The following is a 24,356-nucleotide window of genomic DNA, read 5'->3' as shown; positions in this document are numbered from 1 at the left end:
AGGCATTGAGTGCCCGACCTCGTCCTTCGACAGGCTCAGGATGAGGTCTCCAGCAAATTCTGCTTCTACTTCTTCTTGCGCATGGCTTCGTTGAGCATGTCGCCTAGCGAGCCTGTGCTGCGCGGGGCTTCCTGGGGTGGGCGTTGGTTGGTGCGGACTGGTGGATCGCGCGGACGGTCGCGTGGGGCCGAGGTGTCGATTTCCTTGCGCATGGTCAGGCCAATGCGCTTGCGGGCCACGTCGACTTCGGTGACGCGGACTTTGACCACATCGCCAGCCTTGACCACCTCATGCGGGTCCTTGACGAACTTGTCGGCCAGCTGGGAGACGTGGACCAGGCCATCCTGATGCACGCCGATATCGACGAAGGCACCGAAGGCGGCGACGTTGGTGACGGTGCCTTCGAGCATCATGCCGGGCTTGAGGTGTTTGATATCGTCCACGCCATCGGCAAAGGTCGCCGTCTTAAAGGCGGGGCGGGGGTCGCGGCCGGGCTTTTCGAGTTCGGCGAGAATGTCGCGCACAGTGGGCAGGCCGAAGCGCTCATCGACAAAGCTTTTGGGATCGAGGCCGGACAGGGCTGACTTGTCGCCCATGATGGAGCGGAGGTCGCGGCCGCAGGCGGCAACGATCTTACGGGCGACGCCATAGGCTTCGGGGTGAACCGAAGAAGCGTCAAGCGGCTCGGTGCCGTCGGTGATGCGGAGGAACCCGGCGGCCTGCTCGAAGGTGCGCTGGCCGAGCCGAGGCACATCCATCAGTGCCTTGCGGCTGCGGAACGGGCCATTGGCATCGCGGTGGGTGACGATGGCTTCGGCGACCGATGGCCCCAGACCAGAAATGCGGGCGAGGAGGGGCGCAGAGGCGGTGTTGAGATCAACGCCCACGGCGTTCACGGCGTCTTCGACCACAGCATCGAGTGAGCGGCTGAGGCGATACTGATCGACGTCATGCTGATACTGGCCGACGCCGATGGCCTTGGGCTCGATCTTGACCAGCTCAGCCAAAGGATCCTGCAGGCGGCGGGCGATGGAGACGGCGCCGCGCAGCGAGACGTCGAGATTGGGAAATTCCAGCGCGGCGAGTTCGGACGCGGAATAGACCGATGCTCCGGCTTCGGAGACGATAACCTTGGTGGGCTTGGGCGCGGGCAGGCGCTCCATCAGGTCCATCACCAGTTTTTCGGTTTCGCGGCTTCCCGTGCCATTGCCGATGGCGATGAGCTGGACGCCATGTTTTTTGATCAGCGCCTGAATGGCTGCCTGCGAGCCCATCACGTCATTGCGCGGCGGGAAGGGGTAGATGGTCTCGGTGTCGAGCACCTTGCCGGTGGGGTCGATGACCGCGATCTTGCAGCCGGTGCGAATGCCCGGGTCGATGCCCATGGTGGCGCGGGCGCCTGCGGGGGCTGCCAGCAGCAGGTCCTTGAGGTTGCGGGCGAAGACGTTGATGGCCTCGACTTCGGCGCGTTCGCGCAGTTCGACCATGAGATCGATGGAGAGCGAAACGCGCAGGCGGGTGCGCCATGCCCATCCGGCTACTTCGCGCAGCCATTTGTCGCCAGCGCTATTGCCCTGGGCATTGAGCGCGCCAATAACGAGACGCTCGACAGGCCTGACGGGATCGGTGCTGTCGGCATCGACCTCGAGTTCGAGGCTGAGAAATTCTTCGTCGCGGCCGCGCATCATGGCCAGGGCGCGGTGGCCGGCGACCTTCTTCCAGAGTTCGGAATGGGCGAAATAGTCGGAGAACTTGGCCCCTGCTTCTTCCTTGCCCTTTTGCACCTTGGCGCTGAGCATGGCCTTGTCGCGCATATAGGTGCGAAGCTGGCCGAGCAGGGCGGCGTTTTCCGAGAGACCTTCGATGACGATGTCGCGGGCGCCTTCAAGGGCTTCCTTGGTGCCGGGAACCTCTTCGGTGATATAGGCCTCGGCTAGGAGGAGCGGCTCGGCATTGCGGTCGGTGAGGATCGCTTCGGCCAGCGGGCCAAGGCCACGCTCGCGGGCGATTTCGGCCTTGGTGCGGCGCTTGGGCTTATAGGGCAGGTAGAGGTCTTCCAGCTCGGCCTTGGTGCCCGCCCCCATGACAGAGGCGGTGAGCTCAGGCGTTAGTTTGCCCTGCTCATCGATGGATTTGAGAATTGCAGCGCGGCGGGATTCCAGCTCGCGCAGATAGGTCAGCCGCTCGGCCAGAAGGCGTAGCTGTGTGTCGTCGAGCCCGCCCGTGATTTCCTTGCGGTAGCGCGCGATGAAGGGCACCGTTGCACCGCCATCGAGCAACTCTACCGCGGCGCGCACCTGTTCAGGGCGAGCGGTGACTTCGGTGGCGATCTGGGCGGCAATGCGAGTATCGAGTGCGGACATGAATCTACTTCTTGGTTCGGCTGGCGCGACCATAGTCGGCTCGGACAGAGCGGGACACCCGGCGCGGGATGATATCCTCAATTGTGAAGGCTGGCGGCTGCCAGCGCCGACTGGCCGTTGCCCGGTAATGGAACTTCGGCGGTGGGGGTGGAGTTGAGGTGTTGGTTGGCGAGAGTCATTCCTGCTCGACAGGCTTCATTGCCACTTTTCGAGCATCGACAATCATTATGATCGGAGTAGGGTCGCCGAGTTTGAGTCGGCATAACCGCTCGCACTGACTGATATATGGAGTAATAAATTGATTAGAGCTGTTCTTTTTCTTGCAGCATTTGTCGCCCTTGCCGGCTGCGCATCGACGGGTACCAGCGTGCCTCGTTCGAGCGGCGATGTCCCAGAGACGATCAGCACCACCGACGACAACGCTGCGCCTGCTGCCGTCGTCTAAGTTGCGTAGTCTTTTTTGACGCAAATGGGCGCGACCCTCAGGCCGCGCCTTTCTGTTTTCAGTCTCTATGCGTTAGTTTTTGACGCGATTGAACGACAGAGTCTGGCACAGGATCATCAGGCGGCAACCCTGGATGTTGACCTGATCGGCTGAGACTTGGGTGATGGTGCTGTCGGCCTTGGCGCCGTCGAAGGTCACGGTGCCCTTCCACTTATTGGCGCCAGCAGCCTTGGCCTGCATGATCTGTTTGTTGACGAATGCGAGATTGCTTGGTGTGCGGGACTTGCCCTGGACCTCGAGCAGGGTGGCGCAAAGCTGTGTGCCATCGCCGCACATCGAGAACTTCATCGTGGTCCCGAAAGAGTCGCGCCACGTGCCTGCAGGGCCCGTCTCCTGAGCCATGCTGACAGTGGAGAGGAAGGCCAGGGCCGTTAGAGCAAGCATAGAACGCATTATTCACCTGTATATTTGACGCTGAAGTCGACCAGCCGAGTGCTGGCTTCCCCAACCGCGATTGGGGGGATTGCAGTGGGCAACGACCGAAGTCCAGATCAGTTGCATTTTGGATCGGCCATTCTTTGCGCCATCGGAAGCGCCGGGCCAATCCCGTGCATGCACTTTCCGTGCTGGATTCTGCTTGTGCGAGCGTGAGTTGGATCAAGTTACCGCCTTACGGCTGATGGCCGTTGGCCCTCAGCTCAAGCCGACGTTGCCTGGTCGGTAAGATTATAGTGCGGTCGGGTCCGATAGAAATACTGTGCGTGACGTCCGCCCCTGCCGACCAAATCGTAGGACACGCTATACCTGCACGCGTGGCCGGGGGCGAGCTCTACCACCCGGATATTGCGGACCGGGACGTCTAGCGCGGCGAGCTCTGCGCTGACGGACCTGATCACGTCCGACAGAGGTCTATCCTGGATCGATCGCTGAAAGTCTTTGCTCCGCAGGGCGTTACCAATTGCCCTTTTCACTCCATCAATGGGATGCAGCATGAGTGCCTCGGTTGCAGGACCAGATGACATCTTAAAGTATCAGGAGGACTGCGTAGCGCATCATCCATATGGATGGTCTTTGGGCAGTTGTGTTTCGCGAGGCAGTGCCCTCGGCACACGGCCCCGCCGAAGCGGGGCCCATTTGTCATTGCTCGGAGGGCGCCGGAATAACGTTGCCGGCGTGGGCGTATTCTCGGAGCTTGTTTCGCATCGTCCTGATGGAAATGCCGAGGACGTTGGCGGCGTGCGTGCGGTTGCCGTCTGTCTGCCTTAGCGTAGCGAGGATCAAATCCCGCTCCACGTCTGCCACGCGTAGGCCAACCAGGGCCTCTGTTGCGTCAGTATCTGGCTCAAACTCATACATCGTCGTCGCTTTCTGAGCCCCCAAAACCAGTGTCTCAGAACCATGTCAGTGTTGTCCCGCATGGTTAACGATGGGTAAATTTACGTACATTGGCGGGAAATGTGAACACGCATGCGCTCGGTGGGCGCGCTTGCGTGTCAGCCCAAACGAAAACGGCCACCCAAGGGTGACCGACATGTGGGGCATTCAGATAATTTGGAAGTTAATGGTCGGAGCGGCCGGATTTGAACCGACGACCCTTTGTCCCCCAGACAAATGCGCTACCAGGCTGCGCTACGCCCCGACTGAGCGGAGACATACGGAAACAGGGGTTTAGAGGCAAGCCCAAAAAACACCTCCTGATGACAAAGCGCATCTGGCTCGTGGAAAAGCCTTGGATGGGTCATGCTTTAGCATCCGTTTTGCAATGTGGGACGCTGCTGGACCGGCCAGATTTCGGTCAAGGCGGACTTTGGCACGGCCAACTACGTAGACAACATCTTTCCAGTGTGACTTGTTGTGCGGGCCAGCGTCAGTGTTGTGCGGCTAGGCGTGAACTACAAGTTCTAGGGAGCCCTGTGTTCAAGGTCTCTCTGGTAATTCAGCCTCAGCATTCGTGCTGTGGCTTTTGTTTATTGCTGACGGCATTTGCCCAGTGCTCGGTGTTTGCTGGACGCCGGATAAAATCGACTCGACGTGATTAACCTCGACCTCATCGAATGATGCGAACCATGCTCTCAAATGTGGTTGGGACCACATGATGAGGTGTGTGCGTGCGTAGATTGTTTCGGTGGCCGTCTCGGTTTGTCCTGAAAAGGACCGCAACGGTGACGCTGATCGCGGCCGCGATGTCGATTTCCATCTCTACGGGCATTCGGGTCGTGTTGGGCATCGAGGCGGATACCGTGACCGTCGCCGTGCGCATTGTGCTGCCGTTCCTCATTGCCATCCCACTCGCTTTGATCTGGTTCACTCACCTGGAACGGTTGGAGAAGTCTTATCGCGATCTGCTCAAGCACACGGCGGAGCTGACCCGCCGCGCCAGCGCTGATCCACTGACGGGCGTGCTCAATCGGCGCAGCTTCGTGGAGCATTTCGATCTGGCGCAAGAGCGCGGTGCTGCGGGATTTCTATTGATTGCCGATGTGGACTATCTCAAGTCCATCAATGACCGGTTCGGCCATCCGGCGGGCGATGCCGCGATCATGGCCACTGCCGCTGCATTGCGAGAAACGCTTGGGCCGCAATCTTTGATCGCCCGGATCGGAGGAGACGAGTTCTGCGCTTTCCTGCCGACTGAGACGGCACACGACGTGGCGGCGCTCAATCTGCGCATGAACGACATTGCCACGCGCGAATTCCAAACCCGGACCGGACTGGACGAAGAAATGAGCCTGACGCTGGGGTATCAGTCCTGTCATCGCGGGCTGACCTTTGAGGCTGCGATCGCCCGGGCCGACAAGATGCTCTATGGCTCCAAGCGCGAGCGTGGGCTCAAACTGGTGAGTGCTCTCTAAAGCACATCGCACGGCGTTGCATGGCGGCGCCTGGTGCCGTATTGCCCCTAACGCGGTGGGGCAGGGCGTGGGTCTTGGCTAGCCGCCGACCTTGCCCGGGAGTTGCTCATGCCGTTGACAGCCAGCGAAATTCAGCAGGCGCTGCCGCTTTGGGGCGCGGTTGATGGTGGCTCGGCACAGCTGATCAATGTTTCGGAAAATCAGACATTCCTGATCGAAGCCGTGAATGGGGCGCAGTTCATTCTGCGCGTCCACCGCGTCGGCTACCAGACACGCGCGGCGATCGAGAGTGAGCTGGCGTGGATCGCGGCGCTGGGCGCCCAGACTGATCTGCCAATCTCTGAAGCTGTCGCCGGTCGGGACGGGCAGGAGTTGCAGAGCTTTGTGGCGAGCGATGGCCTGCCGCGCCTTGCGGCGCTGTTTCACTACATTGCGGGCCGTGAGCCGAGCATCGGTGATGATCTAACGGGTGTGTTCCGAAAGCTGGGTGTCTACGCCGCGACCATGCACGCACATAGCCTTGCCTGGCCACGTTCTGCCGGGTTCGAGCGGCCCGTGCTCAATGCCGCTGCGATCCTTGATGCCGACGGGTCCTGGGGGGACTGGCGTGTGGCTCCCGGTGTAGATGCCGGGGCGCATGTTGTGCTGTCGCGGCTGGACGTGGCCTTGCGCGAAAGGCTGGCCTTGTATGGCACGGCGCCCGAGCGGTTCGGGCTCATCCATGGCGATATGCGGTTGGGCAATCTGCTGGTTGATGGCGAGCGGCTGGCGCTGATCGATTTCGACGACAGCGGGATCGGTTGGTTCGCCTATGACTTTGCGGCGTCGATATCTTTCCATGAAACCAGCCCGGTCGTGCCGGCTCTTCGCGCCGCGTGGCTGGAGGGCTATCGGACGGCCCGCGACTTTGGCGAAGAGGATGTTGCGGCGATTGACGCCATGGTCATGTTGCGGCGGATGGCCTTGCTAGCGTGGATGGGGTCACACCATGAGACCAAGCTGGCGCAGACCCATGTCGATGGCTATGCGGCTGGAACCGTTGCTCTCGCCGAGCGCTTCCTGAATGGAGCGCTCTGGCCCTAGATGAGCATGCGGTCGCGCGCGATGGTGCCGCGTGGATCGTTCTTGATAGCGCTGGCGACGCCCCAGATCAGGCCGATGATGAGGAAGTAGTGGCGCCAGTGATCACTGTCGATGATGGCAGATTCGCCCACCACCATTACATAGGTGCCCATAAGAGGGATCATGATCAGGCGGTAAGGTGAGCGACGCGAGAGCGCGACGGTCCCGCGCCACAGGGTGAGAATGACCAGAAGGTAATACATGGCGCCGCCTCCCCAGCCATAGGCGTGCAGCACGTTCACATATACGTTGTGCGGCGCTTCGGTGACGCGCAAGTAGCCGAACTGCTGCGGTCCGATACCCAGTGGGTTTTCTAGCGCGAGGTCGAACGCATATCCCTGCCGTCCGAAGCGTCCGGTTTCGCCGGTATCGTAGTTCTGGCTGACCGTGCGGTTGGCAAAGAGCGTGGACACAGCGGGGATGCTCAGCAGGCCACCAAGGGCGATGAGCAGCATGGCGCCACCCAGCAGCGACATGATCATGATGCGGACCTTGTCGCGGGCAGGGGCCTCGAGCAGAAACAGCAGGACCAGGACCATGGCGGAGGACATGGCGAAGTGTCCCCAGGCGGCGCGCGAGAAGCTGACAAAGACCCCGACGAAGAGGATCATGTAGACGGCTGCGGCCCAGAAGGCGGTTTTGCCTCGGCCCAGCAGAGCGCGCTGAAGCGCGAACATGGCGGGCAGCACCAGGAAGGGGCCGTAGACGTTGGGGTCCTTGAACAGGGCCTTGGCGCGGCCATAGCGCACGAACAGATCGGCAGCCGGGAACAGCCGAAGATAGGACAGGGTGCCGATGATGGCGCAAAGCACGGCAGCAATCGTGAACGCGCGCATGATCAAACGCATGCGCTTTTCGGTGTCCTCGGCCACGTAGTTCGCGGCGAAGTAGCTGGTGACCATCAGGAATATAGTGACGAGCGTAAACACGATCGCGTCGGTGACCGAGTTGTAGCGGACCTGAAACGCGGCGATCAGTGCAAAGGGCGTGAAGCCGATGATGATCGCCAGCAGCCCGAACGTCGAGCGATAGAGATTCACCCCGGCCAGCACGGCAAGAGGTAGCACCAGCAGAAAGATCAGCTCGTATGGCGAGGGTTCGATGAGAACCAGGCAGCCAGAAAAGATCCACAGCGCCACGACCGGATGAAGCAGTCGCATGGCGTGAGATCGCAGAACCGCGAGGCTGAACCCTTTGGATCCAGCCTGCGTGCCTGTTCCGTCAAGGGTGCCCGTTGCGCTCAATAGGCATTCTCGTTTTTTGAAACCAGCGACACAGGCGTCATCACCACGATGTAGAGGTCGAGCAGCAGGGACCAATGCTCGATATAGTAGAGGTCGTGGTTCACGCGCTGCATGATCTTGTCGATGGTGTCGGTCTCGCCGCGCCAGCCATTGATCTGGGCCCAGCCAGTCATGCCGGGCTTGACGCGATGGCGCGCGAAATAGCCTTCCACGGCATCATAATAGAGCTGGTTGTCGGCCTTGGCCTGCAGGGCGTGGGGGCGGGGGCCGACGATGGACAGCTCGCCCTTGAGCACGTTGAAAAGCTGCGGCAGCTCGTCGATCGAGGTTTTGCGAATGAACTTGCCGACCTTGGTGACGCGCGGGTCATCCTTGGTCACGAGTTTGGCGGCGCCAGCGTCGAGCATATCTGTCCGCATGGAGCGGAACTTGTAGATCTTGATCAGCTCGTTGTTGAAGCCATGCCGACTCTGGCGGAAGAAAACCGGGCCTTTGCTCTCGAGCTTGATCGCAATAGCCGTGGCAACCATGATCGGCGACAGCAGGATCAGCGCGGTGATGGCCACGAGCTTGTCGAACAGCCATTTGAAGACAAGGTTCCAGTCCGAAATCGGACGGTCGGCCATGTCGAACACGGCCAGGTCGCCAACATAGGAATAGGCCTTGTTGGTGAACTTGAGTTTGCTCATATGGGCCGAGAGCCGGATGTCGACGGGCAAGACCCACAGCTGCGTCAGCATATCGAGCACGCGCTTTTCGGCGGACAGCGGCATGGAAACGATCACCAGATCGACAGGCGTGCGGCGAGCAAACTCGATGAGGTCGGCAACCTTGCCGAGTTTGGGATAACCGAGGACGTCATCAGGAGAACGCGCATCAACGCGGTCGTCGAACAGTCCGAGTAGCTTGATGTCGTTGGTGGCAGAGGAGCGGATTTGCTCAATCAGCTCTTCGGCATCCTTGCCGCCACCCACGATGACGGTGCGACGCAGCAGGCGGCCCTGCTTGGTCCAATGCCAGATCAGAGCGCGCAAAGCCAGGCGATAGGCGACGAGCGCGACCGCGCCCGAGACGAACCAGGTCAACAGCCAGAGGCGCGAGAAAAGGTCGGAGGCCTTGAAGAAGAAAATCCCGATGGTGAGCAGGACCATGACCAGCGTCCAGCCCGCGAGGACGCGGCTGATCTGGCTGAATAGCGTGCGATAGGCTGGGATACGGTGTGTGCGGCCTGCATTGAACAGGACGTTGGCGAGCAGACAGGAGCCTAGGATGACCGGGATGTAGAAAGTCAGCTGGCCGATTTCGACGAAATACTCGTAGATGGCGTATCCGAGCAGGGCGAGCATGACTGCTTCAAGCAGTTGCGCGATACCGGAAATGACCACGCCGGATACGCTGCGTTCCGCCGGTTCGGCAATGATCGCCTCGGCCCTGGGAGACAGAGTGCGGCCGGACTCGCCAGCTGCGCCTTGCTTTGAGACATGCTCAAGCATTGCCTTTTTTGGGTCGACACGAAACATATGAAAACTACCGGGTATAAAAGTCTGGGCGCATTGTCGGCCCCAAGGCGTTTATACTCGATGAAATTACCGCGCTAAGCGGGCGCAATTGCCTGATGGTAAAGGGTTTCGATATCCCCTGACATTCGCGCCAGCGAGAAGTGTTCCTCGATGTGGGCGAGGCGCAGTTTCATTTGGTTGTCAGCTGTCTCCGGATCGTCCAGCGCGGCTTGCATCGCGGTCCGTAAAGCATTGGAATCGCTTGCGGGAACGAGGCTCGCTGCGGTGGTGCCGAAGATTTCGGGAATGCCGCCAACCCTGGTGGCAATGACCGGAAGGCGAGCCGCTGCGGCTTCCAGCACGACATAGGGCAGGGACTCGGCGAGCGATGGCACGACCGCGATGTGCCCACGCGCAAAGGTTGGGCGGGCTGGTTGGGCGCCAAGAAGCTTTACGCGCGCTGTCAGGCCCAGATTGGTGATCTGGGACTCCAATTCCTGCCGCGCCGGGCCGTCACCAGCCATTACCAGCGTCGCTGGCGAACCGTCGGGCCGCTGCACCCCGGCAAGTGCGTCTATCAGGACATGAATGCCCTTGAGGTCGCGCAATTCACCGACAAAGACGAAATTTGCCGCGCCAGCGTTTGGCGGTACGGGCTCAAACTCGGCGGGCGCCAGGCCGTTGTGAATGATGTGGGTGGGGCACGTCGGCTTGGCGATCAGGCTGGAATAGGTCGCCTGAGCATAAGCGCTTTCAAAGATGATGGCGCTGGTTCGCGACAGCAGGGCCCGCTCCAGCGCGTGGAAAACGCGGCCGGACGTCGATGAGCGCGAAAAGTGCAGTACGCCGCCATGGGGCGTATAGAGCGTAGCAGCCTTGCCGCCAAAGTTGGCGAGGCGGGCATAGAAACCGCCCTTGGCGCCGTGGCCATGTAGCACGTCAATCTTGAGGGTGCGGGCCAGTTTGCGGACGGCGAAGGGCGTTGTCAGATCGCCGTGACCCAGTACGCGGGGCATCGCAAAGCGATGAATGCCAAGGCTGGCGTGGGGGAGGAGGGCCGCGAGCTTGCTTTCAGTCTGCGCGTCATTGGCGAGGCTATCGACGACGAGGCCGACCTCGTGCCCCATCTCCGAGAGTGCCCGGGTGAGGTCCGCGACGTGACGGAATAGCCCGCCAACCGGCGCGCGCATGACTTGCAGGATGCGTAGCTTTGGCTCAGCCATGCCGGCCTAGAACCAGCGTTCGAGGATGACGATGGTGTCGCCCGGTGCAATGGGGAAGTCGAGATCGACCGTGCCCTTGACCATCTGGTCGCCCTTTCGGCGATAGACGACGGCGCGATTGCGGTCTGCCGTGTCGGAGAAGCCGCCAGCCGTGCTGATCGCTGCCCTGATGGTCATGCCATAGACATAAGGAAACTGGCCGGAACTACCGACTTCGCCCTGGATGAAGAAAGGCCGGTATTCGGCCATCTCGACGACGACGTTGGGATTGCGCATGTAGCCGTTGGCCAAGGCTGCGGCGATGCGAGACCCGGCAACGGTGGTGGTTTGACCACGAACTTGAACCGGCCCGACCAGCGGGAAGGCAATCGCGCCGGCGTCATTGACCCGGTACGTGCTGTTCAGCTCGCTGTCACCGTAGACGGTGATGCGCACGGCGTCGCCAGTGTCCAGCTGGTACGGACCCTTGGTGTCGACCAAGTAGGTTGCTGGGCCCGTGGTTGTGCTGCATCCGGCGAGCGGGAGCGTCAGGGCGATCAAAATTGGCAGCCAGCGCATCAGAATCCCGCGCGTTAATCAGGTGGCGTCAGTCTTGGACGTCTATGGTTAACATTTCCCTTCTGCGCGGGTCTGATAACTGCGGTCTGCGAGGGATTTAACGAATTCCTTACCACGATGGCGCCATAAATCATGCGATCACACGAGGGTGCACGATGGTTTACGAGTCGCAGGCAGTGCGGGATGCGCGCATTGACGTGGGGGCTGTGCTCGGCGCAGTCGTCAAGCGCCTGCCGCGGATCATCCTTGTTACGCTCCTGTTGCTTGCCGCGACGTTTGTCGTGCTGATGTTCCAGCCGCGCCTGTATGAATCGTCTGCCTCGATCCTGGTTGAGCCGCGGAGTAGCGTCTTTACGCGTGCATCCGGCGAGCAGCCACCGTCTTTGACGGGCGGTGAGGCTGGCGTTGTGTCCAGCCAGATCGAGCTGCTCAAGTCGCGCGACACCTTGCTGCGGGTGATTGATCAACTCGATCTGCGCTCCGTTCCTGAGTTCAACGGCTCTGCGGGTGGTGGCGGTTTTTCTCCACTCGGCATGGTCAGCCAGATGCTTGGGCGCAAATCGGCCCCGGTCAGCGTCGATGAGATTGCGTTGAACACGCTCTATGACCGCATGACGGTTATTCAGGAGCGTGACTCGCGCATTATTTCCGTTCTGGTGCGCTCGACCGATCCTGCGCTCGCTGCGCGGATTGCCAATGCCGTTGCGGCCGCTCACGTGACGCGTCGCGCCCAGCTGTCGCTCTCTGATACCGCCGAGGCCTCCGGCTGGATGCGTGAAGAGATCAACAAGCTGCGCGTCAGCGTCACTGAAGCTGAAACCGCCGTAGCCAATTTCAAGGTGGCCAACGATCTGTTTGTGGGCGCCAACAATACCAGCCTGCTCGATCAGTCGCTGAGCACCATCGGCGGTCAGATCAGCGCGGCTCAGGAGCGCAAGAGCGCCGCTTTGTCGCGAGCCGCTCTCATTCGCGGCATGATTGATCGCGGCCAGCCCATTGAGAGCATGAACGACGTTCGCGGTTCGACTGTGATCCAGCAGCTCAGCCAGGAAAAGGCGCGTCTGCAGGGAGAGAAGGCGCAGCGATCCGCAACGTTGCTGGACAATCATCCGACCATCCGCGCTCTGACGGCGCAGATCAATGAGCTCGACAATCAGATCCGCCTTGAAGGGCGCCGCGTCGCCGATGCGCTTGAGGCCGAGGCACAGATCGAAGCCAGTCTTGAAGCTTCGCTTCAGGCCGATCTCGTGCGCGCCAAAAGCTCGGCATCGACGGCAACTACGGATACGGTGACGCTGGATGGGCTTGAGCGCGAGGCGAAGGCCCAGCGCGATCTGCTCGAAGGCTATCTTCAGCGCTATAGTGAAGCCGTGTCGCGCGTCGATTCCAATTCGGCACTGCCGGACGTGCGCGTGGTGAGCGATGCGGCTCCCTCCGTATCGCCCGCATCCCCCAAGACCCAGCTCGTGCTGATGGCTGTTGGCATCGTGGCGCTGACTCTGCAGGTGGGCCTCATTGTCTTTACCGAGCTGATGTCGGGTCGGGCGATCATTCCGGGCCGTGCGCCAGAGCGCCCGCAAGATGAGCTGGATGCAGTTCCGTTCACTGAAGATGAGCTGGAGCCAGATCAGCGTTGGGAAGAGCCTGACCCCGTCGAGGCTGTGGCAGACGCTCCGGTGGACGATCCTGTGTCGGCGCGGGCCCCGGTTGAAGTCGCTCCTGCCCCAGAAGTGCCGGCTGCCTCGCTGTCTGCCCACTTTAGCGCAGCCCATGAGCCTGCCGCAGCGAACTTGGTGGCGGAGGCAGTGCGCGAGATCGTCGGCTCTGGCGATCGCGTCGATCTGGATCTCGATCTGGGCGTGGAAGACTTTGTCGATGACGAGGACGTTGTGGATGAGGCTGAGCCGCTTGCCATGACCACGCCGCGTCAGGGGATGACTGGTGTGCTCAATATCAAGAGCCTGGCGTCGGACCTTGTGCTGGGGCGCACCCATTTGGTGATCCTTGCTGCGCACCGTTCCAACGAGGCTTGTGAAGTGCTGGCCGAAGAGCTGGTGAGCGATGCTCTGGCGCGTGGGCTGAGCGTTGCACTGGTGGATGCGGGCAGTGCGCGTGCGGGCGACGAGCCGGGCATGACCGATCTCAGCACTGAAAATGTCAGCTTTGGCGATGTGGTGCAGAAGTCGGCTGACAACAGCTTCGCCGAAGTGGCGTGGGGGCAGGGGCGTTCTATCGACCGCTATTCGACCCGCCCGCTCACGCTGGTTGAAGCGCTCGGTGATATCTACGAGGTCGTGGTGCTGATGACTGGTCGGGTTGGTATGGCCTCCACCCTGCCGATGTTCGACAGCCTGCCGGGTCGACTGGTTCTGGTGGCTGACGAGAAGGATGATCTCGAAGACGTGGCCGAAACACGCGAGCACATGATCGACGCCGGATTTGACCGGGTGGAAATCGCAGCGGCGCCAGCGCGCGTCGCCGCCTGACGGGGGCGGCGATGTCGCTGAAATACACCGCCATTCGGGCCATGTTCGAGGCGCTGTGGCTATCGCGCCTGCCGGGTCTGTTGCGCCAGCTGTCGGCGTCGCGCGGCGTGATCTTCACCATGCATCGCGTCTTGCCCGAGGCGCCGGCGGCGTTCTCCCCGAACGCGATTCTGCAGGTGCGGCCGGACTTCCTTGAATATGTGATCGAGCGGTTGGGTGAGATTGGCGTTGATATCGTCAGTCTCGACGAGGCCATCGAACGGTTGGCGGCGCCAGAAAAAGGGCGGCCGTTTGCCGTACTGACCTTTGACGACGCCTATAAAGACAATCTGCATTATGCGCTGCCGATCCTGCGCAGCCTCGGCGCGCCGTTCACCCTCTATGTGCCGACCGCGCTGGTCGATGGGGTGGGCGAGGTCTGGTGGCAGGCGATCGAGGATATCATCGCTCGTCAGGACGCCATTGCGCTGAACCCGGGCGGCGAAACCGACTATGTCGATACGCGAACCGTGGCCCAGAAGCAGGCGGCCTACGACACCGTCTATTGGCAGATGCGCAAAATGCCTGAGGCCGAGCGGGTGGCGCTGATGCGCAGCTTTGCCAGTGCCTATGGCTATAGCCTTGAAGCGCAGTGCCGTGGGTTGGTCATGGATTGGCAGGAGCTGAAAGCTTTTGCTGATGAGCCGTTGTGCACCATCGGCGCTCATACCGTACACCACTATGAACTGGCGAAGCTGCCGGTGGATCAGGCGCGCAGCGAAATGGCGCAATCGGCGGACGTGCTGTTTGCACAGTTCGGCAAGCGGCCCGTCCATATTTCCTATCCCATAGGTGGGGCGGCTTCGGCGGGCGAGCGTGAGTTCGTGTTGGCGCGAGAGCTGGGGTTCAAGTCTGGGGTGACGACGCGTCCGGGCGGGTTGTATCCGCACCATGTGCAGTCGCTTCATGCTCTGCCGCGCGTGTCGCTGAACGGGTATTTCCAGTCGCGTCGTTATGTCGACGTGTTTGCCACCGGGGCAGTTTTCTCGGTGATGGGAAAGCTGACAGGGTAGCGCCTAGGCGTCGGGCTTGGCCATCCAACGGATAATGACCATGGCTGGGTAGAGCCAGCCCATGCCGGCCACCATGAAATAGGGCATGAGAATCCAGATCGGCAGGTCGGGCGGGAAGGCCAGATAGACCGAGGTGAAGATCGACAGCCATGCCACGATCGAGCCGAGGATCAGCAAAATGCCGGTAAATTTGCGGTTACGCTGAGTCATGTGCGGCATCGCGCCTATTGCGAGGTGAGTTGTTGGGGCATACCACATCCCCGATATCGACCGACACCGGGAAACTGCCGTGACTTCGATCCAAAATGCCGCATTGAGCTCCACCAGTTATGTCGCTGATCGACTGCGTCCGGTCAGGATTTGGCTCTATGTGATGGCGGCACTGGTGCTGGCCATGGTTATGGTCGGCGGCATGACGCGCCTAACGGGTTCGGGGCTGTCGATCACCACATGGCGGCCGATTGCGGGCATTATTCCGCCACTGAAGGAAAGCGACTGGCTGGCTGAGTTCGCGGGCTATAAACTGATCCCGCAATATGAAGTCTATAATCACTGGATGACCCTTGAGGACTTCAAGGGCATTTTCTGGTGGGAGTGGGGCCATCGGTTCCTTGGCCGCGTGATCGGCTTTGTGTTTGCGATTCCCTTCCTCGTCTTCCTGTTTCAGCGCCGCCTGACGCGCGACATGATCCTGCCCCTGACGGGCCTGTTCTTTCTCGGCGGTTTCCAGGGCTTTTTGGGCTGGTGGATGGTGTCGTCGGGGCTGACTGAACTGACTTCGGTTTCCCAGTATCGACTGGCCACTCACCTGACGGCAGCGCTGCTCCTGCTGCTTGCGTTGGTCTGGGTTGCGCGCCGCATGCGGCCGGAGCCCACCGAGGGCGCCATCACGCGCGGCAATGTCTGGTGGACGGCGATTCTCCAGGTCCTGCTGGTGATTCAGGTTGCGGCGGGTGGTTTCGTCGCCGGCATTCAGGCGGGCATGGGCTACAACACCTGGCCGCTGATGGAGGGCAAGCTGATCCCCGATGGGCTGGGCGGCCATCCGGAGCCAACCTGGCGCAGTATTTTCGAGCATGGCCTGACTGTGCAGTTCAATCACCGCATGCTGGCCTATCTGATCACCATCATGACCTTTGCCATGCTGGTCGTGCAGATTCGCCGGGCAGGGCTGGGCGGCGTACATCGCTGGCTGGGGCTGATTGCCTTCCTCGTGCTGGCGCAAGTTGCGCTGGGAATCGCGACGCTCTTGTCGATGATCAACATCGATCTGGCCGTCAGCCACCAGGCTTTGGCGTTCATTCTGGCGGCGACCATCTGCGCATATCTGGCGGATATGACCAAAACCAAGGCTCTTGGAGTGCGGTAATATAATACCGTATTTGTAAGCCTTTGTTTTTACTTATGAATTTATAGGCGCTTGACGAAGTGCCAATCCGCATCTAAACGAGCCACCGAACACGCTGCTTTCCTCTTCGGATGATGGCCGCGAGCCTAAGACATCTAGGGAATTTCAGCATGAGCACTTACTCGGCAAAACCGAGCGAGATCGAAAAGAAGTGGATCCTCATCGACGCCGAAGGGCTGGTCGTGGGTCGTCTTGCTTCGATCATTGCTTCGCGTCTGCGCGGCAAGCACAAGCCAACCTTCACCCCGCACATGGACATGGGCGACAACATCGTTGTCGTTAATGCCGGCAAGGTGAAGCTCACCGGTCGCAAGCTCGACCAGCACAAGTTCTACTGGCACACCGGTTTCCCCGGCGGCATCAAGGACCGTTCGGCTCGCGAGATCCTCGAGGGTCGTTTCCCAGAGCGCGTTCTCGAGAACGCCGTTCGCCGCATGATGCCTGGTGGCCCGCTGACGCGCGCCCAGCTCAAGAACCTCCGCGTTTACGCCGGTGCTGAGCATCCACACGAAGCGCAGAGCCCGGCTACGCTGGACGTTGCTGCTATGAACTCCAAGAATGCGCGGGTGAAGTAACATGGCTGAAACCATCAACTCTCTCGAAGACCTCGGCACCTCCACCGTCGCTCCAGTGAACACTGCACCAGTGCACGTTCAGAAGCTCGACGCTCAGGGCCGTGCTTACGCAACCGGCAAGCGCAAGAACGCCGTTGCTCGCGTCTGGATCAAGCCAGGCAAGGGCAAGGTCGTGATCAACGGTCGCGAATTCGCAACCTACTTCGCTCGTCCCGTTCTGCAGCTTATCGTTAAGCAGCCGATCGTTGCGACCGAGCGCGTCGACCAGTACGACGTCGTCGTCACCGTTGCTGGTGGCGGTCTGTCGGGCCAGGCCGGTGCCGTTCGTCACGGTATCTCCAAGGCACTGAACTTCTTCGAGCCAGGCCTGCGCCCAGTGCTCAAGAAGGGTGGCTTCCTGACCCGCGACAGCCGTGTTGTCGAGCGTAAGAAGTACGGTAAGGCAAAGGCCCGCCGTTCGTTCCAGTTCTCGAAGCGCTAAGTTTCGATACCAATTTTGCGAAGGGCCGGGAAACCGGCCCTTTTCTTTTGCGCGTATGCTCCCATGTAGGTGGAGCGTATGTGATGGTGGTGGAAGCCGGTCGTCTTGCGCTTCACCGCCGCCGTCTCCTTTGGTTAAGTGCAGCAGCCATGAAAAGCCTCGTTACCCGTTTCCACCTGCTGCTGCTCAGCGTGACCCTCGCGATCACAGGGGTTGGGTTCTTCCGTATTCCAGCAGACTTCGCCTTTCCCGCTCATTGGACGGGCAGCACGGCTGATTGGCAGTGGCCGCGCGATATGGCGCTGCCGGTGGCGCCGATTATGATCATTGTGCTGATGGCTGTGTTCTTCGCCATCGGCCGGGCGCTGACGGCCAATCACTATGCCAAGGTTCAGCACATTCTCGACCCGGCGCTGACGCTGGCGCTGCTGGTGATCGCGTCGACGCAGCTGGGGCTATTGTTCACCGGGATCGGATCTGACCTCGATTTCGTGCGGGGCACCGGCTTTTGGCTGGGTGCGGTGATGGTGGTGCTGGGCATCGTGCTGTTTGAGGCCGAGCGGCACACTTATGCCGGGTTGCGCCTGCCATGGCCGATCGCCTCGGATGGAGCATGGCGGCTGGCGCATCGGGCGGCAGGGTTGGTCAGCGGGCTGGCCGGGCTCGGCCTTTTGGCGGCTGCATGGTTCGATGTGGGGACGGGAATACTGGTGATGGGATTCGCCGGAGCGCTGTTGGCCCCACCATTGGTGGCGGGCATCGCGACACTCGCTGGGCGCCAGTTGTATCGGTCGCGCGCATAATCTTTGCCGCAACGACGTCCGTATCAGCACAAAAATCCGCCCTGGCTCGCGCAAAGGAAAATCAATGCGCAGCACTTCCCGAGAGGGGGGCGTAATGTCCGCGTTTTCCGAGGCGGATCGTTCAATCCTTGAGCGATATCCTCGTGTCTTGCGGATAATCCAATGTCTCCTACCACTGTTTCGGCGGCGCGCCCGGCAAAGGCGCCAAAGCCGTTCTATCGATCTTTTGGCTTCCAGGTGCTGGCGGCCATGGTTGTTGGCCTCGTGCTTGGTTACATCGCCCGCCAGCTTGGTCCTGATGCTGCTGGAAATGCCAACTGGCTGACCCAGACACTGGCCACCATCGGCTCGATCTTCGTGTCGCTGTTGCGCGCGCTGGTTCCGGTTCTTGTTTTCACCGCCATCGTGGCGTCGATCGCCAATCTGCGTGAGCTCAACAATGCCGCCAAGCTGGTGTGGCAGACCCTGCTGTGGTTTGCGATCACTGCGCTCATCGCAGTGGCCATCGGTATCGCACTTGGCCTGATCATTCAGCCGGGCATCAACACCGCCGTCTCCGAAGCTGCTGCCAAGGCGCCAGCGTCGAGCGGTTCGTGGCTCGATTTCCTCAAGGGTCTTGTCCCTGCCAACATTCTGGGATTGCAGGCATCGACCCGCGTGGCAGAGAGCGGCGCAACGACGAGCCTGAACTTCAACGTGCTGCAGATCCTCGTGGTCTCCATTGCCGTTGGCGTTGCTGCACTGCGCGTCGGCCCAGCGGCTGATCCCTTCCTTGCGTTCAATCGCTCGTTCCTCAAGATCGTCCACAAGATCCTGTGGTGGGTGATCCGCCTGACGCCAATCGGCACCATCGGCCTGCTCGGCAATGCCGTGGCGGTCTATGGCTGGGACGCGCTGGCACAGCTGGGCTGGTACTCGGCAGCGATCTATATCGGCCTCGCGCTAGTGCTGTTCGTTGTCTACCCGGTGCTGCTGCAGGCGCATGGCCTCAACCCCATCCGCTACTTCCAGAGCGCATGGCCTGCGATCCAGCTGGCTTTCGTGTCCCGCTCCTCGATCGGCACGCTGCCGGTGACCGAGCGCATCACGGAGAAGAGCCTGGGTGTTCCGCGTGAATACGCTGCGTTCGCAGTGCCACTCGGCGCGACCACCAAGATGGACGGCTGCGCGGCGATCTATCCAGCGATCTCGGCGATCTTCGTTGCCCAGTTCTTCGGTATTCAGCTTGGCCTCCAGGAATACCTGCTGATCGTCTTCGTGTCTGTCATTGGTTCAGCAGCGACGGCTGGCCTCACAGGTGCCACCGTGATGTTGACGCTGACCCTGTCCACCCTGGGTCTCCCACTGGAAGGCGTCGGCCTGCTGCTGGCAGTCGATCCGATCCTCGATATGGGCCGCACCGCGGTCAACGTCGCCGGTCAGGCGCTGGTGCCAACCATCGTTTCCAAGCGTCAGGGCATCCTCAATCAGGAAGTCTACGATCGCGGCGAGAGCATTGATGCACTCGAAAACGACAGCGATGTTGTGCCTGCTTAATAGCTCCTGACAGCTATTGTCATCAGTCAAACCTAAGGGGAGGGTAGCGGATAAATCCGCTGCCCTCTTTGTATTTGGAGACGTTCATGATCGACCATGTTGGCCTGCACACGCAGCAATTCGACACCATGCTGGCATTCTATCAGGCTGCGCTTGCGCCGCTTGGTTACACGGTGATGATGCAGTTCGAAGGCAATGCCGGCCTTGGTCGGGAAACGCCCGATCTGTGGATCAGCGCCGCCGAGGGTACGCCATCACGCGTCCATTTGGCGCTGGGCGCGGATAAGCATGAGGCAGTTGACGCGTTTCATGCGGCTGCACTGGCTGCCGGCGGCAAGGACAATGGCGGCCCGGGCTTGCGCCCGCACTATACGCCGACATACTACGCGGCGTTTGTGATTGATCCCGATGGGAACAATGTCGAGGTCGTCTGCCACAACGGGTAACGTTTGGCGCGCGTCTCCCCGCGTGTTGTGCGCGGGGAGGCATGGATTGCCCGGACAAGCCGGGCAATGACGATGGTGGAGAGATTGGGGCGAAAAGGTCAAGGGCTCGGCTGATGACGCCACCCGGTCGAATGGGCCTAGCCCCACACTCACCCCGCCCGTCATTACCCGGCTTGTCTGGGTAATCCATCTGTCAGCGCGTGCGGAGGCGTGGATTGCCCGGACAAGCCGGGTAATGACGGTGGTGGTGGGAGCCGTCGAAACGTCAGGCGCTCAACCAACCGCCTTTAGCGATGGTTTGATCTTCTTCAGCTTTTTGGCCCTGGTCACGCGGGGGACGTAGTTTTCCATGACGCGTTCGATGACCTTGATGGCTTTTTCGGTGCCATCTTCGGCATGCAGCTTTTCGGCGAGATCGCCTGCGTTGCGGCGATAGTCCTCGTTGCTGGTAAGGTCCGCCAAGGCACCGGCCAGGATTTCCGAAGTCAGCTTACGCAGGCGGACGGGCTTGGGGCCACAGCCGAGTTCATAGACGCGACGGCCCCAATAGGGCTGGTCGACGGTCTGCGGCACCACAAAGGTCGGGCGACCAAGATGGAGGCCTGCTGAAGTCGTGCCTGCGCCGCCGTGATGGACGACAGCCGAGACATACTTGAACAGCTTGTCGTGCGGGGCCTTCTCTATCGCAAAGATGGTGCTGGGCAGGTCGTGCGGATTGATGCCGCCCCAACCGCGCGCCACAACGGCACGGCCGCCCCACATGGCGACTGCTTCCTTGAGAATCTTGGTATTGCGTTCCGCGCCGAAAGGCATGGAGCCAAAGCCGATATAGACCGGTGCATCGCCCTCGGAGAGGAACTTCTGGAATTCTTCGGACGGTTGCCAGTCACTGCGATCCTTGAGGTTCCAGTAGCCGGTGACGATGGCGCTCTTTGGCCAATCGCGCGGGCGAGGGGAGACCACAGGGGAATAGGGATAAAGGGTCGTCAGCGCCGTTCCGTCGGTATTGCGGAAGAAGCCGCCCTTTTTGCGCGCGTCCAGCCCCATCAACTCACGGCGCAGCTTGTTACGCGGCAGGTTGTAATAGATCTGCTGCACGGTCATGGCCGTGTAGCTGAGCTTGTTGAACGCCGGGCCGAAATCGGCGCCGTAATCGTAATAGATGCAGAGCGGGAATTCGCTGGTGGAATTGAGCGGCTGCAGCCCGACCATGATGGCGGGAATATGCAGCGCTTCAGCGATGTCGATGCCAAAGCTCGTGTTCATGTTGAGAATCAACATGTCGGCGCCCTGGCACATATTCCAGGCGTGGCGGGCAGCAGTATCGACGATCTGCTGGCCCTGACGCAGGAGCGAAGGGCCGTTGATGAGCATGGACTGGCTCATCGCGTTCTCGAATCGCTGCTGCTGCAGGAAGGATTGAATGGATGGACCGAGTGTGTGGAACTCGATCCCGTAGCCTTCGACCATGCCCTGGAACTCTTCAGAAGCTCCAAGAATGACCGAATAGCCCTTCTCCTTCAGCGCGATGGCCAAAGCTAGATAGGGCTGCACATCGCCTTGCGTGCCGATCGTGACGAGGGCAATACGCTTCAAAGTCAAACCTCACATACGCCGCTTGAGCCGAAGGTTGGCGTCCTCCGGGCCATTTACAATACCCTGCTCAGGATTTATGTACGGGCTCATCGATAGCTGTTTTCATTACAAAAGTCGCATCTGAAGGGCAAGAGACATGCCGTCTCCGTACACTGTTGCATTGGTTGGAGCCTCGCTCGCCGGTTGTGCAGTGCCGTTTGCCGCCTTGGCGGGCGCCGCCGCGAACGCCCGCTAGCTCTTCCCAATGGCCTGACTGGGGCCGGGAAGAGCCGAACATAACGAAAGCGCCCTCACAAGGGGCCGTTTAACCCGTTCACAACCATAATTCCGCGATAATCACGTCATCTGTTTGAGATGCGTTGCGCCTGAGGCGCGTCGCGGCCCAGATCAAAGCCCCCACGCGGGCCGCCGAGGAAATCATGAGCGACGACTTCCACAAAATCCGCCGTCTTCCCCCCTATGTCTTTGCCCATATTGACCCGCTGAAGGCCAAGGCCCGCGCCGATGGCGTCGACGTCATCGACCTTGGCATGGGCAATCCAGACATGCCGACGCCGCAGCATATCGTTGAAAAGCTGCAGGAGACGGTCAAGGACGGCCGCACCCACCGCTATTCGTCCTCGCGCGGCATTCCCGGCCTCCGCAAGGCACAGGCAAGCTATTATGGCCGCCGCTTTGGCGTGAAGCTGAACCCCGACACGCAGGTCGTGGCAACGCTCGGGTCCAAGGAAGGCTTTGCCAACATGGCTTCGGCCATCACTGCACCCGGCGACGTGGTGCTGGTGCCAAACCCGACCTATCCGATCCATTCGTTCGGTTTCATCATGTCGGGCGGCGTCGTGCGCTCCATGCCGGCTGATCCGAATGAGGATTTCATGCGCTCGCTGGATCGTGCCGTTCGGCACTCGATCCCCAAGCCGATTGCGCTGGTGCTGAACTACCCGGCCAACCCGACCGCCTATACGGCTGACCTCGATTTTTACACCGAGGTCGTCAAGTATTGTAAGGCTCACGACATCTTCATTCTCAGCGATCTCGCTTACTCCGAGATCTACTTTGATGAGAACGAGCCGCCACCATCTGTGCTGCAGGTGCCGGGCGCGATCGACATCACGGCGGAATTCACCTCGATGTCCAAGACGTACTCGATGCCCGGCTGGCGCGTCGGTTTTGCCGTCGGCAACGAACGTCTGATCGCTGCTCTGGCCCGCGTAAAGTCCTACCTCGACTATGGTGCCTTCACGCCGATCCAGGTTGCGGCGACCGCAGCCCTCAACGGTTCGGACGACGTGATCGAAGAAGTTCGCAAGATCTACAAGGCGCGCCGCGACGTGCTGGTGGAGAGCTTTGGCCGTTCGGGGTGGGACATTCCTGTGCCAAAGGCGACCATGTTCGCCTGGGCACCGATCCCGGCGCAGTTTGCCCATCTGGGCTCGCTGGAATTTGCCAAGCTGCTGATCAAGGAAACCGGTGTGGGCGTGGCTCCTGGCGTGGGCTTTGGCGAGTATGGCGACCAGTATATCCGTCTGGCCTTCGTCGAGAATGAGCAACGCATCCGTCAGGCTGCTCGCAACGTCAAAAAGCTGCTGGGCTCCAAGCCCGGTCAGGGCAATGTGGTGCCGCTGGTCGGCTAAGCGATTGCTCACAGAATATGAAAAGGGCCCGGATCACTCCGGGCCCTTTTGCATTAGTTCTTGAGGACTTCTGCGAGGTCGTTGACCAGAATGGCGAGCGACCACCTAATGGCGGATGGTGAGGGCGCGACGACGGCCATAACGAGGCTTGGGTCGGCGAAGCCGACGTAATGCCCTTCGGCAACCGCGCGGTAGCGGGAGAACACGGAGTCCGTCTTTACGAAGTCGATGTCCTCGGGCTCGTTGTGCCAGGAGACCAGCACGTCGGTGTCGATTTCGCCGAGTCTCTCAGTGCTGACATCGGTGTCGTCGGGGAAGGCTGCAACAGCTGGCGGCAGGCTGAATCCCAGATCGACCAGCATCTGCACGCGCGATGCGTCGGGCGAATAGACATGCATGATGCCCGAGCCGGGCACGATGTAGGCGAAGATGGCCGATTTTCCAGCAAACTCGGGATGTGCGTCCCGTTCGGCGGCGACGGCAGCATTGGTGTCCGCAATCAGCTGCTCGGCTTCAGCGGATTTGCCCAGCGCCTTGCCGATGGTCATGGTCACGTCCTGCCAGCGACCATCCCAGGCGGATTTGTCATAGGCAACCGTGGGAGCAATGGATGACAGGCGGGCATAGTCGTTCTCGTCAATGCCACTCATTGGGGCGAGGATGACGTCTGGGTCAAGCGCCAGAATATCCTCGAAGGGAATGCCATCATCAATGCTCAGCAGGGCCGGGCGCTCTGGGCCGATAGCCTTGATGGTGTCTGCAAACCACGGCAGCAGGCCGGTGCCATCATCGCCCCAAGTGACCTTTGGCGTGCCGACGGGGATGATGCCGAGATCGGCCACGATGTCTTGCGTCATCCAGCCGAGCGTCACGACGCGGACGGGTGCCTTCTCGATGACGGTATCGCCATGCACATGGGTGATGGTGACCGGGAACTGATCCGCAGCCTGCGCGCCAAAGGGCAGGGCCAGCGTGGCGGCGGCGGCGAACGCTGCCTGCCTGATGAATCTCGTGTTCATTTCTATCTCCTTGC

21 protein-coding genes, 1 tRNA gene and 1 pseudogene are annotated in these 24,356 nt (G+C 60.8%); 12 read left to right on the top strand and 11 right to left on the bottom strand.

The window, feature by feature from the left end; translation table 11 throughout:
- Positions 1-65: 65 nt before the first annotated feature.
- A complete protein-coding gene (locus tag WH87_RS13590) occupies positions 66-2,363 on the bottom strand; it encodes a Tex family protein (protein ID WP_046138740.1) in 2,298 nt (765 codons plus the stop codon).
- 298 nt (positions 2,364-2,661) lie between these two features.
- On the opposite strand from WH87_RS13590, the gene WH87_RS19640 reads away from it, so the two are divergent.
- Positions 2,662-2,808 (top strand): hypothetical protein, encoded by a 147-nt coding sequence (locus tag WH87_RS19640; protein WP_156458233.1) that lies wholly within the window; start codon positions 2,662-2,664, stop codon positions 2,806-2,808.
- 72 nt (positions 2,809-2,880) lie between these two features.
- On the opposite strand, the gene WH87_RS13585 is transcribed toward WH87_RS19640, so the two are convergent.
- The 3 genes and pseudogenes from WH87_RS13585 to WH87_RS13570 form a co-directional block, all read right to left on the bottom strand.
- On the bottom strand, positions 2,881-3,261 hold the full coding sequence (locus WH87_RS13585) for a hypothetical protein (RefSeq protein ID WP_156458232.1): 381 nt from the start codon (positions 3,259-3,261) through the stop codon (positions 2,881-2,883).
- Positions 3,262-3,945: 684 nt separating this feature from the next.
- Positions 3,946-4,134: pseudogene (locus WH87_RS13575) on the bottom strand (helix-turn-helix domain-containing protein); the annotation flags it as partial.
- Positions 4,135-4,370: 236 nt separating this feature from the next.
- A tRNA-Pro gene (locus WH87_RS13570) sits at positions 4,371-4,447 on the bottom strand.
- 544 nt (positions 4,448-4,991) lie between these two features.
- Here WH87_RS13570 and WH87_RS13565 point away from each other — a divergent pair.
- Both WH87_RS13565 and WH87_RS13560 read left to right on the top strand, forming a co-directional pair.
- Entirely contained in the window at positions 4,992-5,660 is a 669-nt protein-coding gene (locus WH87_RS13565; protein WP_082092703.1) for a GGDEF domain-containing protein, read from the top strand.
- Positions 5,661-5,768: 108 nt separating this feature from the next.
- On the top strand, positions 5,769-6,743 hold the full coding sequence (locus WH87_RS13560; protein WP_046138745.1) for a phosphotransferase enzyme family protein: 975 nt from the start codon (positions 5,769-5,771) through the stop codon (positions 6,741-6,743).
- Here the strand turns inward: WH87_RS13560 and WH87_RS13555 are convergent.
- The 4 genes from WH87_RS13555 to WH87_RS13540 form a co-directional block, all read right to left on the bottom strand.
- Entirely contained in the window at positions 6,740-7,942 is a 1,203-nt protein-coding gene (locus tag WH87_RS13555) for an O-antigen ligase family protein (RefSeq protein ID WP_046138746.1), read from the bottom strand. The genes WH87_RS13560 and WH87_RS13555 overlap by 4 nt on opposite strands.
- Positions 7,943-8,022: 80 nt before the next feature.
- Positions 8,023-9,519, bottom strand: a complete 1,497-nt coding sequence (locus WH87_RS13550; protein ID WP_046138820.1) for an undecaprenyl-phosphate glucose phosphotransferase — start codon at positions 9,517-9,519, stop codon at positions 8,023-8,025.
- 101 nt (positions 9,520-9,620) lie between these two features.
- Positions 9,621-10,748: a glycosyltransferase family 4 protein gene (locus WH87_RS13545; protein WP_046138747.1), complete on the bottom strand. Its 1,128-nt coding sequence runs from the start codon at positions 10,746-10,748 to the stop codon at positions 9,621-9,623.
- Between the two features lie 6 nt (positions 10,749-10,754).
- A complete protein-coding gene (locus WH87_RS13540; protein ID WP_046138748.1) occupies positions 10,755-11,306 on the bottom strand; it encodes a polysaccharide biosynthesis/export family protein in 552 nt (183 codons plus the stop codon).
- Positions 11,307-11,461: 155 nt separating this feature from the next.
- On the opposite strand from WH87_RS13540, the gene WH87_RS13535 reads away from it, so the two are divergent.
- Positions 11,462-13,792: a GumC family protein gene (locus tag WH87_RS13535; protein ID WP_046138749.1), complete on the top strand. Its 2,331-nt coding sequence runs from the start codon at positions 11,462-11,464 to the stop codon at positions 13,790-13,792.
- An 11-nt stretch (positions 13,793-13,803) separates the two neighbouring features.
- Positions 13,804-14,844, top strand: a complete 1,041-nt coding sequence (locus WH87_RS13530; protein WP_082092698.1) for a polysaccharide deacetylase family protein — start codon at positions 13,804-13,806, stop codon at positions 14,842-14,844.
- A 3-nt stretch (positions 14,845-14,847) separates the two neighbouring features.
- Here the strand turns inward: WH87_RS13530 and WH87_RS13525 are convergent, their stop codons facing one another.
- Positions 14,848-15,054, bottom strand: coding sequence for a DUF2842 domain-containing protein (locus WH87_RS13525; protein ID WP_046138821.1), 207 nt, complete (start codon positions 15,052-15,054; stop codon positions 14,848-14,850).
- Positions 15,055-15,133: 79 nt separating this feature from the next.
- Between WH87_RS13525 and WH87_RS13520 the strand changes: the two genes are divergently transcribed.
- The 6 genes from WH87_RS13520 to WH87_RS13495 all read left to right on the top strand — a co-directional run bounded on the left by WH87_RS13520 (position 15,134) and on the right by WH87_RS13495 (position 20,093).
- On the top strand, positions 15,134-16,213 hold the full coding sequence (locus WH87_RS13520) for a COX15/CtaA family protein (protein ID WP_245622418.1): 1,080 nt from the start codon (positions 15,134-15,136) through the stop codon (positions 16,211-16,213).
- Positions 16,214-16,362: 149 nt separating this feature from the next.
- Positions 16,363-16,827: a 50S ribosomal protein L13 gene (gene rplM, locus WH87_RS13515; protein WP_046138751.1), complete on the top strand. Its 465-nt coding sequence runs from the start codon at positions 16,363-16,365 to the stop codon at positions 16,825-16,827.
- Position 16,828: 1 nt separating this feature from the next.
- The gene (gene rpsI, locus WH87_RS13510; protein WP_046138752.1) at positions 16,829-17,308 is read left to right on the top strand and encodes a 30S ribosomal protein S9; all 480 of its coding nucleotides are present in this window, start codon (positions 16,829-16,831) and stop codon (positions 17,306-17,308) included.
- Between the two features lie 149 nt (positions 17,309-17,457).
- Positions 17,458-18,111, top strand: a complete 654-nt coding sequence (locus WH87_RS13505) for an SdpI family protein (RefSeq protein WP_046138753.1) — start codon at positions 17,458-17,460, stop codon at positions 18,109-18,111.
- 162 nt (positions 18,112-18,273) lie between these two features.
- A complete protein-coding gene (locus WH87_RS13500) occupies positions 18,274-19,647 on the top strand; it encodes a dicarboxylate/amino acid:cation symporter (RefSeq protein ID WP_046138754.1) in 1,374 nt (457 codons plus the stop codon).
- An 86-nt stretch (positions 19,648-19,733) separates the two neighbouring features.
- On the top strand, positions 19,734-20,093 hold the full coding sequence (locus WH87_RS13495) for a VOC family protein (protein WP_046138755.1): 360 nt from the start codon (positions 19,734-19,736) through the stop codon (positions 20,091-20,093).
- A 273-nt stretch (positions 20,094-20,366) separates the two neighbouring features.
- Here WH87_RS13495 and WH87_RS13490 read toward each other — a convergent pair whose 3' ends face one another.
- A complete protein-coding gene (locus WH87_RS13490; RefSeq protein WP_046138756.1) occupies positions 20,367-21,689 on the bottom strand; it encodes a glycosyltransferase in 1,323 nt (440 codons plus the stop codon).
- A gap of 419 nt (positions 21,690-22,108) precedes the next feature.
- Here WH87_RS13490 and WH87_RS13485 point away from each other — a divergent pair, with 419 nt between their 5' ends.
- Positions 22,109-23,323 carry an LL-diaminopimelate aminotransferase gene (locus WH87_RS13485; protein WP_046138823.1) on the top strand — a complete coding sequence of 405 codons (1,215 nt, stop codon included), beginning with the start codon at positions 22,109-22,111 and terminating at the stop codon, positions 23,321-23,323.
- A 53-nt stretch (positions 23,324-23,376) separates the two neighbouring features.
- Here the strand turns inward: WH87_RS13485 and WH87_RS13480 are convergent, their stop codons facing one another.
- Positions 23,377-24,342: an iron-siderophore ABC transporter substrate-binding protein gene (locus WH87_RS13480; protein WP_046138757.1), complete on the bottom strand. Its 966-nt coding sequence runs from the start codon at positions 24,340-24,342 to the stop codon at positions 23,377-23,379.
- Positions 24,343-24,356: the final 14 nt, after the last annotated feature.

It is taken from the genome of Devosia epidermidihirudinis, from assembly GCF_000971295.1.
In the GTDB taxonomy this organism is placed as follows: domain Bacteria; phylum Pseudomonadota; class Alphaproteobacteria; order Rhizobiales; family Devosiaceae; genus Devosia; species Devosia epidermidihirudinis.
The sequence above is the reverse complement of the archived record's forward strand: the minus strand, read 5'-3'. Positions and strand labels throughout refer to the sequence as shown.